This window comes from Specibacter cremeus, assembly GCF_003946885.1.
In the GTDB taxonomy this organism is placed as follows: domain Bacteria; phylum Actinomycetota; class Actinomycetes; order Actinomycetales; family Micrococcaceae; genus Specibacter; species Specibacter cremeus.
Genome location: NZ_RWKQ01000028.1, coordinates 1 through 12,115, shown reverse-complemented (window position 1 = coordinate 12,115; position 12,115 = coordinate 1). Strand labels below are relative to the sequence as shown.

The window sequence follows — 12,115 nt, the reverse complement described above, 5'->3', positions numbered from 1 at the left end:
GATCATCAACCAGGTGACGGCCGTCCCCGCGACGCCATCGAGCTCGGCCGGGCCTGGATCCGCGGCGAGGTGCGCATGGGTGACGCACGCCGAGCGGCCTTCCAGGCGAATGCCGCGGCGCGCGGGATGCCCGATCCAGCGAAATTCGCCGCACTCTCGGCGGGCCAGGCGGCCGCGGTGCCCCACGTCGCCGCCCATGACCTGGGCGCCGCGGCGTACGCCATCAGGGCCGCCGGTGCCNTGCGTCCCGGCCGACGACGCGGAGCTTGCCCGGGCCACGGAACGGCAGTGGCAGCGGGTGCAGCTCCCTGCCACCGTCCGTGACCTCGTTCTCGACGATCAACAACGCCGCAGCGCCATCTGCTGGCACGTCTTCGACGACTGACCTGTTGCCTGCCACTCATCCACTTCTGCCATGCCCGGCACCACTCGGCCGCGGACCAGGCCCGCTCGAACTCCGCCCCGGTGATCTCCCATGCCGCCCCCACCTGACCAAGTACCACTGGCGCCGGCGGCGTTAAAAAGCGAAGCGCCCGGCACCGTGACGGTGCGGGCGCGTTCGGCCAATGCCGCGACTACTTCTTGTTGCGGCGCTGGTGGCGGGTCTTGCGAAGCAGCTTGCGGTGCTTCTTCTTCGCCATCCGCTTGCGGCGCTTCTTGATAACTGAGCCCATATGAGTCCTCACAAACATGATGAACGGCGTCTTGCGACGCCGTTAACGATTAGGTTGACCGATCACAGGAATCGGTCAAAGCCGAAAATGGATCCCTAACAGGATACGGCCTCTAGGCGGTATGCGCCGAACCGGGCGATTCGTCGCGGTCGGCACGCTCGACGACGGCCGCCTTGAGATAGCTCTCGACGGCGTTCTGGGGAACGCGGTAGGAGCGCCCGAAGCGCACGGCCGGCAATTCACCGGCGTGCACCATCCGGTACACCGTCATCTTCGAAACGCGCATCAGCTCCGCAACCTCCTNGCACGGTCAGGAAGTTCACATTGGCAAAGTCCTGGTCCGGAACCATTGTCCCCTCCGTCCGCTGTTGAGCCGTGCCGCCGGCCCGGGGCCGGTGGCGTTTGGTGCGCGCGGCCGCCGCGCGGGCGCCCGTATCAAGGTAACTCTAGAGGCAGAAGTGACGATTGTGAAAGTCCCACCTGCCGGTCCGGCAAATGTGGGCCCCCACCGGGCTCAGCCGTCACGGCGCGCCCGGGAGCTGCGCGCCAGGTGTTCGAGCACCGTGGCCGTGACGTCCCAGTCCATGCACGCGTCCGTGACGCTCTGGCCGTACACCAGGGCCTCGGGACCCTTTGAAACATCCAGGTTCTGCGCNGCCGCCGGCCAGGAAACTTTCCAGCATGACGCCGGCGATGGCGTCCCCCGACGGACCGCCGGCCTCCAGCTGGGCGCCGATCTCGAGCGCCACCTCGGCCTGGCGGTGGTGGCTTTTGCCGCTGTTGGCGTGGCTGGCGTCGACGACCACGCGCGGGTTCAGCCCGGCGGCCGCGGCCCGCGCGGACGCGTCGATCACGCAAGCGGCCGCGTAGTTGGGGCCGGCGTGGCCGCCGCGCAGGATCACGTGCGTGTCCGGGTTGCCGGCCGCATGGACGACGGCGGCGCGCCCGTCGTCGTCCATGCCCAGGAACCGCTGGCCGGCGCTCGCGGCGGCGCACGCGTCGAGCGCCACCTGCAAGCCGCCGTCGGTCCCGTTCTTGAAGCCGATGGGCAGGCCCAGCCCGGCGGCCAGCTGGCGGTGCACCTGGCTTTCGGTCGTGCGGGCCCCGATGGCGCCCCAGGAGATAAGGTCCGCCGTGTAGCGCGGGCTGACCGGTTCCAGGAACTCGGTGCCGGCCGGCAGGCCCAGGGCGGCCACGTCGAGCAGGAATTGCCGGGCCGCGCGCAGGCCGGATGCGATGTCGTGGCTGCCGTCCAGGTGGGGATCGTTGATCAGCCCCTTCCAGCCGACCGTGGTGCGCGGCTTCTCGAAGTAGGCGCGCATCACGATGAGCAGGTCCGCCCGGTGTTCCCGCGCCGCCGCCGCCAGCTTGCGGGCGTAGTCGAGCCCGGCCTTGGGGTCGTGGATGGAGCAGGGTCCGGCGATGACGAGCAGGCGGTCGTCCACGCCGTCCATGATGGCGCGGACCTGGTCGCGGCCGCGTTCGACGACGGCCCGGGCGTGCCCGTCGAGCGGCAGGTTCGCGGCGAGCTCGGTGGGTGACGGGAGTGCCGTGGCCGTCAGTGCTGCGGCGGGGGTTGCGATGATGGTCATGTGCTGCGTCCTGGTTCTGGGCTGGCAGCGGGCCCCTGCAACAGAAACCCGCCTGGAAATGGCGAAGGACAGGGAATGTTCCCTGTCCTGTTGGCTCTGAAGGTGTTGGATGCGTGTCAGCTAGACGCGGGCCCCTCCAGAGCCAACGAAAAATACGCATACCAACGGGTTGTCATGGCGACAGGCTATGCCCGGACTGTTCGCGGCGCCAAATCGGCGCCCGTAACATTTCGCGGGCCGGCAGGTGGGTGGGCTAACGCAGCGGGTTGAAGTGCCGCATGAGCGCCGGCGGCGTTTCGCCGGCCAGGGTCGCGGCGACCATCTTGCCCGTGAGCGGGCCGAGCGCGACGCCCCACATGCCGTGCCCGCCGGCCACGTGGACGCGTGGCGACCTGGTGGCGCCGATCAACGGCAGACCGTCCGTGGTGCAGGGGCGGGCGCCCACCCATTCCTCCGCCCGGTACCCCCAGTCGATGCCGGTGAGCATGGGTGCCGCGGCGTCGATGATCGCCTTGATGCGGCGCGGGTCCAGCGGGGCATCGGCATCGCGGAATTCCATCATGCCGGCCACCCGGAGCCTGTCGCCGAGCGGCGTGCAGGCCACGCGCTCGGCGGGGAAGTAGATCGGATGGGTCGGCATGGCCTCCGGCACCACCGTGAAGCTGTAGCCACGGCCGGCCTGGACCACCCGGCGCACGCCGAAGGCACGTGCCAGCCGGCCCAGCCACGCCCCGGTGGCCACGACGACGCTGTCCGCGACCAGGGACCGGCCCTCGGACCCGACGACCTCGACCCTGGTGCCCGCGTCGCGGATGCCCACGACGTTGAACGCGCCGATGATGTCAGCGCCGCGGGCCGTGACCGCGGCCGCCAACGACTCCATGAACGACGGAGGGTTGATGAAGCGCTGGCCGCGGATCTGGATGCCCGCGACGACGCCCGTGCCCAGGGTGGCCTCCAGCGCCCGGATCTCCTGGCCGCTGATCAGGTCATAGTCGACCTCGCCGCCGGCCTTGCGGATGCCGTCGAACTCGTGCACCAGCGCGTCGCGGTCCTTCAGGGATGCGAAGCCGGCCAGGAACGGGTCCGCCACGGTGCTCCGTTCGGCCACGGCGCCGGCGCCCTCGGCGATTTCGTCAAAGGCGGCCAGGCCGGCGCCATTGACCTCGGCGAAGACGGCCATGGCCTCGCGCCACTTCGCGGGCGTGCAATGCCGGGCGAAGCCGGCCAGGAAACGCAGCAGCGACGGATTCGCCGAGAACGGGATGTACAGCGGCGACGACGGGTCCAGCATGGCCTTCAGCCCGTAGGCCAGCACCGACGGTTCGCCCAGGGGCAGCGTCAGCGCCGGTGTCAGCCATCCGGCGTTGCCCCACGACGAGCCGGAGGCGACGCCGGCGCGGTCCACCACGGTCACCCTGGTCCCGCGTTCCTGCAAATACCACGCGGTCGACAACCCGACGATTCCCGCGCCGACCACGACCACATGTCCAGGCGCCACTGCACTGCCCACGATTCACTCTCCTGACGGCGCCGGGCCCTTTGCCGTCGGCGCTGCCTTCAGCGTAACCACCATTCTAGGCCGCGCCGACACCGGCGACGGCGAACAGCGCACCGCCCATCCCGAGCACCGCGTACAGGCTCACCGGCACCAGCAGCAGCCACTCGCGCCAGGACCCGGCATGGCCCAGCACCGGCACGGCCAGGTAGCCGCTGGGCTTCCACACCCACGACACCACCGGGATGCGGCGCAGGAACGTCGGCGGCTTGATCCGCAACGGCCAGATCAGGTTGCAGCCGCCGGTCGTGAGCATGTCGCCGACGATGTGGACGGCCGCGCCGACGCCCACGGCCAGCGGAAACCAGCCCTGCTCCTGCGGCGCGAAGAACGTGATGAACACGCCGGCGGCCAGCCCGAGGAGCCACGGGAATTTCCGCATGCTGTCCGGGATGATGCGCAGCACCTTGGCGGCGAAGCTGACCAGCAGCACGGACAGCAGCCCGGCGCCCGGGTAGATGGTGCCGAACGGTGCCAGCGGCAGGGTCCACAGGCCGGCCAGCAGGGCCACCAGGATGAAGAAGAAAATGCCCAGCACCGAATGCGTGCCGTGCCGGTGGCCGCCGGAGGCCTTGCCGATCTCCCGGCACACGATGTTGGACACGGGCGGCAGCGAGTGGGCGATGGTGGCGTTGCGGTGGTCGGCGTCCGGGACCAGCGCGGCGCCAGCGGTGACGAGGGCGCCGGTCACGACGCCGACGGCGCTCACATGCAGCAGGCCCAGGCCCACGTCGACCCCGTGCGGCAGGAACGGCAGCACCTGGGCGGCGCCGGCGAGGTCGATGTGGAAGCGGGTCGTCATGGCCACCCAGGCGGCCGCCCCGCAGGCGGCGTGGTGGGGTCCCATCATGGCGGTGTCCTTTCGGTGCGGGCTCTTGCTCATGCCGCACTTCGGGCACAACCTGCGCGCCCCGACGGGGCGCGCCCGATCGAGTCTACGGCACCCCGCCGACGCAACCGACAGCGGTGCCCGGGCTCACAGCGAACCCGGGCACCGCCGTCGTCCTTGTCCCGGCGTCGCCGAACGGCCTACTTGATGCCCGTTGTGGCAATGCCCTTGATGAGGAACCGTTGGCCGAACAGGAACACCAGGAACACGGGCAGCAGCGACACCACCGACATGGCGAACATGGAACCCCAGTCGCTGGTGGTCGTGGAGTCGATGAACTGGCGCAGCGCCACCGGGACCGTGAACATGTTCGGATCGGTCAGGTAGATCAGCTGGCTGAAGAAGTCGTTCCAGGTCCAGATGAACGTGAAGATGGTGGTCGTGGCCAGCGCCGGGACCATCAGCGGCAGGATCACGCGCAGGAAGATCCGCGGGTGGCCGGCGCCGTCGATCCGGGCCGCCTCGTCCAGTTCGCGCGGGATGCCGCGGATGAACTGGACCATGAGGAAGACGAAGAATGCGTCGGTGGCCAGGAACTTCGGCACGATCAGCGGCCAGAAGGTGTTGATCCAGCCGATCTGTGAGAACAGGATGTACTGCGGCACCACCACCACGTGGATGGGCAGCATGATGGTCAGCAGCATGATGCCGAAGAACATCTTCTTGCCGGAGAAATGCAGCCGGGCGAACGCGTAGGCGGCCATGGAGCAGCTGACCAGGTTGCCGATGATGGCGCCGAGCACCACGATGGCCGAGTTCAGCAGGTAGCGGTAAAACGGGTTGGACAGTGCATTCCAGCCGTTGCTGAAGTTCTGGACGTGCATCGTCTTGAGCAGGATCGAGGGGTCCTGGAAGATCAGGTCGTTCGGGCGCAGCGAGCTGACCACCATCCACAGCAGCGGATAGATCATGATGAGCGCGGCGACGATCAGGATCACGTGTTTGACCACGGACTTGACGCGCGCCTGCCGGCTGAAGGCCAGGGTGCCGCGGGATTCGCGGGGCCGCTTGCGGGTCGGACGGTTTTGCCCGGTGCCGGTCGTGTCGATCGGCAGGGAATCGATGTCAGTCGTCATAGAACACCCAGAACCTTGAAGCGAAGAAGTTGATGGCCGTAAGCGCGCCGACCATGAGCAGCAGGACCCAGGCCATCGCGGACGCGTACCCCATGTCGAACTGGCCGAAGCCCTTCTGGTACAGGTACAGCGTGAAGAACATCGTCGAGTCCGCCGGGCCGCCGGTGCCGCCGGAGACGATGAACGCCTGCGTGAAGGACTGGAACGCCCCGATGATCTGCAGGACCAGGTTGAAGAACACGATGGGGCTCAGCAGCGGCATGGTGATCTTCCAGAACCGCTGCCACTTGTTGGCGCCGTCCACCTCCGCCGCCTCGTAGTACATGACCGGGATCTGGCGCAGGCCGGCCAGGAAGATGATCATCGGCGAGCCGAACGTCCACACGTGCAGCAGGATGATGGAGCCCAGCGCCGTGCTGGGATTGGAGATCCAGCCCGGGCCCTGGATGCCGACGAGCGCCAGGACCTGGTTGACCAGGCCGGTGGTGCCGAACATCTGCTTCCACAGGATGGCCACCGCGACGGAGGCTCCGAGCAGGGACGGCAGGTAGAACACGGACCGGTAGAACGCCAGGCCCCGCATGCCGCGGTCCAACACCATGGCGATGAACAGGGCCAGGCCCAGCTGCAGGGGGACGCCGACGATCACATAGGTGAACGTGACGCGCAGCGAGTTCATCAGCCGCGTGTCGTGCAGCATGCGGGTGAAGTTGTCCAATCCGATCCAGTTCGGGCTCTGGATCAGGTTGTAGTCCGTGAACGACAGGTAGAGCGAGATCAGCATGGGGCCGATGGTGATGGCGAGCAGGCCCAGCAGCCACGGCGCCAGGAAGACGAACGCCGCCTTGTTCTGGGTGCGCTCACCCTTGGCGCCCTTCTTGAGCCGGCTCAGTTCGCCCAGCGCGCTCATGGCGCCACCATGGGCGAGGTGCCGGGGCTCGTGCCGCCGTCCATCAGGGGATCGATCAACACGGGACCTCCTTCGGTGGTCGGTTCCGGATCGGGTCCGGAAGTGTGGTGCCGCTCACAGTTGAGTAAACGTTTTCTTGACCTTAGCGGGCGAGCTCGATATCGTCAAGCAAGCGCTTTCCAACAACAGGGGCGCAGATTCATCACTGTGGGAGCAATCCCTTTACCGCGCAAGGGCGGTTAACGTTTGAAACGATACAAAAATGGCCGACCCAGCGCCGTGGGAGGGTATGAGGACTGGCCCGCCTTCATGCGCCGCGCCGGCTCGGCGCGCGGCTTGGCGCCCGGCGCCGGCTCCCGCGCCCGCCTGTCCGCCGCGTTGGGCGTGCCGTCGCCCGGGGCCGCGCCCGCACCGGAGCGCGTCGCCTCGACCAAGCACGACGGCGTCACGGTCACCGAATTGCGGTGGCAGTTGGCGTTCGGCCCGGCGACCCGGGCATTCCTGCTCACGCCGGAGGATGCCACCGGCCCGCTGCCGGGCGTGTTGTGGCTGTCCTGTCACGGCGGGCGCAAGCACCTGGGCGCCGAGCGTCTGCTGGACCGCGGCCCGGAAACGTCGGGGCCGGCCCGTGACGTCCAAGACACGCTGTACGGAGGCCGGGCCGTGGCCAACGAACTGGCCAGGCGCGGCTTCGCCGTCCTGGTCCACGACGCGTTCAGCTGGGGCAGCCGCCGGTTCGGACTCGATCCCGCACCGTGGCGCACAGCCGAGGCGGTGGACGGGCGACGAGCTCGGTGGGCCGCGGACGGTCACCGGCCCACGGCGGAGGAGGTCTACGATGCCGCCGCGGCCGATCATGAAAACACGATCGCGAAGGCCGCCCTGATGCTGGGCACCAGCTATGCCGGCATGGTGGCACACGACGACCTGGCCGCCCTGGGCGTGCTGCGATCCCTCCCGGAGGCGGACCCGGACAGGCTCGGGTGCGCCGGCTTCTCCGGCGGCGGCGGGCGGTCGCTGGTGCTGGCGGCACTGGTTCCGGCGGTGCGAGCCGCCGTCGTGTGCGCGATGATGACGACGACCGCGTCACTGTTCCCGGCACACGTGGACGCGCACTCGTGGCTGCTGGCCGGCCCCTTCGGCGGCCTGGAGTTCCCCGAACTGGCGACCATGGGCCGAGCCCGGCTGCTGGTGCAGTTCGCCGCCCGGGACCCGCTGTTCCCGCCGGCCGGCATGCGCGACGCGGAGCGGATGCTGCTCGAGCTGGCGCCAGGCCGGGCGGCGACGTCCTGGCACGACACCGAACACGAAATGGGCCTCGTGGCACAGGAGGAGGCCTTCGGCTTCCTGGCCGATTCGCTACGGCGCGATGACGAAATCGACACCAAGGTGTCCCCGGCCACAGAAACCGCTTGACACGATTCACTCGGCGGCTACAGAATATCGATCAACCGAGAAAACGCTTTCTCAGTCCCGCTGAGTCCCCCACTCGATGAAAGTGAAACCATGAAGCCAACCAAGAAGACCCGGATCGGCGCATCCGTCGCCGTCGCCGTGGCGGCAACAATGCTGCTCGGAGCCTGCGGCAGCGGCAACAACGCTTCACCGGACGGCACCGTCACCTTGAATTTCGCGTGGTGGGGCAACGATGTCCGCAACAAGGCCACCGAACAGGTCATCAGCGACTTCGAAGCATCCCACCCGAAGATCAAGATCGCCGGCCAGCCGGGCCAATGGTCAAGCTACTGGGACAAGCTGGCCACCGTGACGGCCGCCAACAACGCCCCAGACGTCATCCAGATGGACCAGGCCTACATCGCCGAGTACGGCGGTCGGGGCGCCCTGCTGGACCTGTCCAAGCAAAGCGGGGTCGACACCTCCAAGATCGCGGATTCGGCCTTGAAGTCCGGCCAGGTGGACGGCAAGCAGTACGGCATCAGCACCGGCCAGAACGCCTACGTCATCATGGCCAACACGAAGGTCTTCAAGGATGCCGGGGTGCCGCTGCCCAACGACAAGACCTGGACCTGGGACGACTTCCTGAACACCGCCGCGCAGATCGCCAAGAAGCTCCCCGGCAACTACGGCGCCTCCTACGGCGCGACCGACGCCAACATGAATGTGTGGCTCAAGCAGCACGGCCAATCCCTGTTCACCGCCGACGGCAAGCTGGGCTTCACCACGGACGCGTTGACGCAGTACTACCAGTTCCTGGTCAAGCAGCGCGACATGGGGGCCGGCCCCAGCGCCTCCCTCAACTCCGAGGACGCCTCCGCCTCCGTGGAGCAGACCCTGTTCGGCAAGGGCAAGCTCGCCATGGGCTTCTGGTGGTCCAACCAGGTCACCGCCCTGACCAAGGCCACAAAAGCGGAGATCAAACTGCTGCGCGTGCCCAGCACCACCGGCAACGCCGCCGACAATGGCATGTACTTCAAGCCGTCCATGTTCTGGTCCACCTCCTCCCGCACCAAACACCCGAAGGAAGCCGCCGAGTTCATCGACTTCCTGGCCAACAGCACCGACGCCGGCAAGATCATCCTGACGGACCGCGGGTTCCCGTCGAACACGGACGTCCAGGCCGCCATCGCGGACAAGCTCACCCCCACGGACAAGGCCGTGGGTACGTTCCTGAAGGACATCACCCCCGACGTCGCCTGGACCCCGCCGGTCCCGCCGGTGGGCACGGGCTCGATCGGCACCGTCATCTCCCGCTACAACGACGACGTGCTGTTCAACCGGCAGTCGCCGGCACAGGCCGCGGCCGCGTTCACGGCCGAGGTCCAGGGCCTGCTGGACTCCGGTCGGAAGTAGACCCCGTATATGAGGGCCGCAGCAGGGACGATCACGTCCTCCCGTGCTGCGGCCCTCACTCGTCCCACCGCACACCCGTCGAAGGATTCGACCACCATGACCGGCAAGATGTTCACGATCCGCAACCACGCGATCCTCGCACGCCCCGACGACGCCCCGGGCACCCCGGCGCTCCCCTGGCTGTCCACGCACTGCCCACCGGCCCTGGCCGGGCGGCCGGTGTTCCTGGTGCTGCCCGGCGGCGGCTACCGGCACCACGCCGAGCATGAAGGGGCCGCCGTTGCGGCGGGGCTGAACACCCTGGGGCTGAACGCCGTGGTGTTGCGCTACAGCGTGGCGCCGGCCGGGTACCCGGCGCCACTGGATGACGCCCGCGCCGTGCTGGCCTGTCTGCGGATGGGCGCGTCAGGGCTGGACGTGGACACCGCACGCATCGGCGTGGTCGGGTTCTCCGCGGGAGGGCACCTGGCGGCCGCCCTGGCGACGGGCATGGGCAACCCGCGCGCGGACCGGCCGGACCTGGCCGTGCTGTGCTACCCGGTCATCTCGTTGGCCACGGACGCCCATGAGGGATCCGTGACCGCCCTGCTGGGCCAGGACGCGCCGGCCGCCCAGCGGCGGGCGCTGTCGGCGGACCGCGCCGTCGACGCGCGCACGCCCCCGACGTTCCTGTGGCACACCGCCGACGACGACGCGGTCCCGGTGGGCAACTCGCTGGCCTACGCCGGGGCCCTGGCCAAGGCGGGGGTGCCCGTCGAGCTGCATGTCTTCCCGCACGGGCGTCACGGGCTGGGTCTGGCCCGTGGGGATCGGCACGTGGGCCAGTGGACCACGCTGTGCACCCGCTGGCTCGCCGGGCACGGCTGGCTTCCCGCGCAGGAACGGCTGACCGCCTGAGCCCGGCAGATAGGGGACGAACGCCATGGCCGCGTCCTCGATCCGGAACCGGGCGCCGACGCATGATTAGGGGCCGGTCACCTCACGTGAGGTGACCGGCCCCAATGTCATGCGTCAGGCGCGCGGTTCGTAGCGCACCGGTTCGGCGCCGGCGGCGACGATCGCGCGCAACCGGGCCAGGCCGCCGTCGAGCACCCCGGCGGCGCGCGCCTGGACGAGCACGTTGCCCAGAGCGGTCGCCTCGACCGGGCCGGCGATGACGGGCAGGCGTGTCGCGTCGGCGGTCAGCTGGCACAGCAGCGTGTTCTGCGATCCGCCCCCGACGATGTGGACGACGTCCACGGCCCGCCCGGACAGCTCCACCGCCTGGCGCACGGTGCGCGCGTAGGCGGCGGCCAGGCTGTCCAGGATGCAGCGCACGACGGCGACGGGCCGGGTGGGTGCCTCGGCGCCGGTTGCGCCCACGGCGGCGGCGATGCGTGCGGGCATCCGGCCGGGGGCGATGAACTCGTCCGCGTCGACGTCGATGAGCGGCCCGCCGGCGGGTTCGTCCGCCGCGGCCGCCAACAGCCCCGGCAGGTCCGGGGCGGCGACGCCGTCGAGCCGCCACTGCCGTTGGCACTCGCTGAGCAGCCACAGCCCGCCGACGTTGCGCAGGTACCGGATGGTGCCGTCGACGCCGCGTTCGTTCGTGAAGTTGGCCGCCCGGCTCGCCTCCGTCAGCACAGGGACGTCCAGCTCGACGCCGACCAGCGACCACGTGCCGGAGGAGATGTACGCGAAGTTCGGCGTCTGCGCCGGGACGGCCGCGACGGCCGAGGCGGTGTCGTGCGAGCCGACGGCCACCACGGGGGTGGCCGCCGGCAGGCCCGTGCGTTCCACGACGGACGGCAGCAGTGCCCCGATCGTCTCGCCCGGCTGGACCAGCGGTGCGAACAGGTCCGCCGGCACGTCCAGCGTGGCTGTCAAGGCGGCGGAGAACGCTCCGGTCCCGGCGTCCACCAGCCCGGTGGTGGAGGCGTTCGTGGCCTCCGTTCGCCGGGCGCCGGTGAGCCAGAACGCCAACAGGTCCGGGATGAGGAGGGCCTGCTTGCCGGCCAGGTCGTGTTCGGCGGCCAGCTGGTAGATGGTGTTGAACGGCAGGTGCTGCAGGCCCGTCACCGCGTACAGGCGCTGCGGGTCGGCGCGCGCGTGTACGCCGTCCACGGCGGCCGGACCGCGTGCGTCCCGGTAGCTGAAGGGCATGCCGGCCAGCCGGCCGGTCGCGTCGACCAGGCCGTAGTCGACGGCCCACGTGTCGATGCCGATGCTCGCGATCCGCTCCCCCGTCGCCCGGGCCGACGCAGCGGCCTTCGCCAGCCCGGCCAGCACCTGGCCGAACAGCTCCCCGACGTCCCAGCGCAGGGTCCCGTCGACGTCGGTGACGCCGTTCGGGAACCGGTGCACGGTCTCCAGCGTCGCCCGCNCCGTCGGCCACGCGGCCGAGCATCACCCGCCCGGAGGACGCGCCGATGTCCACCGCGACGAACACGGGGGTCTCGACAGGCTCGACCACCGCCCCGGTGGTCGAGCCTGTCGAGACCGCGGTGGTCGAGCCTGTCGAGACCCCGGGTGTGATTTCGACGGGCTCAATCTCTGGCGGCGTGCTCATCGCAGGAAGGCGGCGGCGACGCCGGCGTCGACGGGGATGTGCAGGCCGGTGGTGTGG

The 12,115-nt window shown here is 69.5% G+C and carries 9 protein-coding genes and 3 pseudogenes; 4 read left to right on the top strand and 8 right to left on the bottom strand.

Features of this window, described 5'->3' with window-relative positions; all coding sequences use genetic code 11:
- Nucleotides 1-36: 36 nt before the first annotated feature.
- Nucleotides 37-324 carry a putative immunity protein gene (locus tag EJC77_RS21685; RefSeq protein ID WP_476712883.1) on the top strand — a complete coding sequence of 96 codons (288 nt, stop codon included), beginning with the start codon at nt 37-39 and terminating at the stop codon, nt 322-324.
- Nucleotides 325-575: 251 nt separating this feature from the next.
- Here the strand turns inward: EJC77_RS21685 and EJC77_RS11965 are convergent, their stop codons facing one another.
- The 7 genes and pseudogenes from EJC77_RS11965 to EJC77_RS11935 all read right to left on the bottom strand — a co-directional run bounded on the left by EJC77_RS11965 (nt 576) and on the right by EJC77_RS11935 (nt 6,699).
- The gene (locus tag EJC77_RS11965) at nt 576-674 is read right to left on the bottom strand and encodes a 30S ribosomal protein bS22 (RefSeq protein ID WP_003792170.1); all 99 of its coding nucleotides are present in this window, start codon (nt 672-674) and stop codon (nt 576-578) included.
- A gap of 112 nt (nt 675-786) precedes the next feature.
- A pseudogene (locus EJC77_RS11960) lies at nt 787-1,024 on the bottom strand (helix-turn-helix domain-containing protein).
- Between the two features lie 164 nt (nt 1,025-1,188).
- A pseudogene (locus EJC77_RS11955) lies at nt 1,189-2,266 on the bottom strand (3-deoxy-7-phosphoheptulonate synthase).
- A 253-nt stretch (nt 2,267-2,519) separates the two neighbouring features.
- On the bottom strand, nt 2,520-3,779 hold the full coding sequence (locus tag EJC77_RS11950) for an NAD(P)/FAD-dependent oxidoreductase (protein WP_205787203.1): 1,260 nt from the start codon (nt 3,777-3,779) through the stop codon (nt 2,520-2,522).
- Nucleotides 3,780-3,843: 64 nt separating this feature from the next.
- Nucleotides 3,844-4,674: a metal-dependent hydrolase gene (locus EJC77_RS11945; protein ID WP_125612896.1), complete on the bottom strand. Its 831-nt coding sequence runs from the start codon at nt 4,672-4,674 to the stop codon at nt 3,844-3,846.
- Nucleotides 4,675-4,853: 179 nt separating this feature from the next.
- Nucleotides 4,854-5,789 carry a carbohydrate ABC transporter permease gene (locus EJC77_RS11940; protein WP_125612894.1) on the bottom strand — a complete coding sequence of 312 codons (936 nt, stop codon included), beginning with the start codon at nt 5,787-5,789 and terminating at the stop codon, nt 4,854-4,856.
- Nucleotides 5,779-6,699: a carbohydrate ABC transporter permease gene (locus EJC77_RS11935; protein ID WP_125612892.1), complete on the bottom strand. Its 921-nt coding sequence runs from the start codon at nt 6,697-6,699 to the stop codon at nt 5,779-5,781. The genes EJC77_RS11940 and EJC77_RS11935 overlap by 11 nt, the downstream gene beginning before the upstream one ends.
- A gap of 279 nt (nt 6,700-6,978) precedes the next feature.
- Between EJC77_RS11935 and EJC77_RS11930 the strand changes: the two genes are divergently transcribed.
- From EJC77_RS11930 to EJC77_RS11920, 3 genes are all read left to right on the top strand, one after another.
- On the top strand, nt 6,979-8,115 hold the full coding sequence (locus EJC77_RS11930; protein ID WP_240630181.1) for a dienelactone hydrolase family protein: 1,137 nt from the start codon (nt 6,979-6,981) through the stop codon (nt 8,113-8,115).
- Nucleotides 8,116-8,205: 90 nt separating this feature from the next.
- Nucleotides 8,206-9,510, top strand: a complete 1,305-nt coding sequence (locus tag EJC77_RS11925; RefSeq protein ID WP_125612890.1) for an ABC transporter substrate-binding protein — start codon at nt 8,206-8,208, stop codon at nt 9,508-9,510.
- A 96-nt stretch (nt 9,511-9,606) separates the two neighbouring features.
- Entirely contained in the window at nt 9,607-10,407 is an 801-nt protein-coding gene (locus EJC77_RS11920) for an alpha/beta hydrolase (RefSeq protein ID WP_240630179.1), read from the top strand.
- A 114-nt stretch (nt 10,408-10,521) separates the two neighbouring features.
- On the opposite strand, the pseudogene EJC77_RS11915 reads toward EJC77_RS11920, so the two are convergent.
- Nucleotides 10,522-11,896, bottom strand: a pseudogene (locus EJC77_RS11915) (rhamnulokinase).
- Nucleotides 11,897-12,115 lie beyond the last annotated feature (219 nt).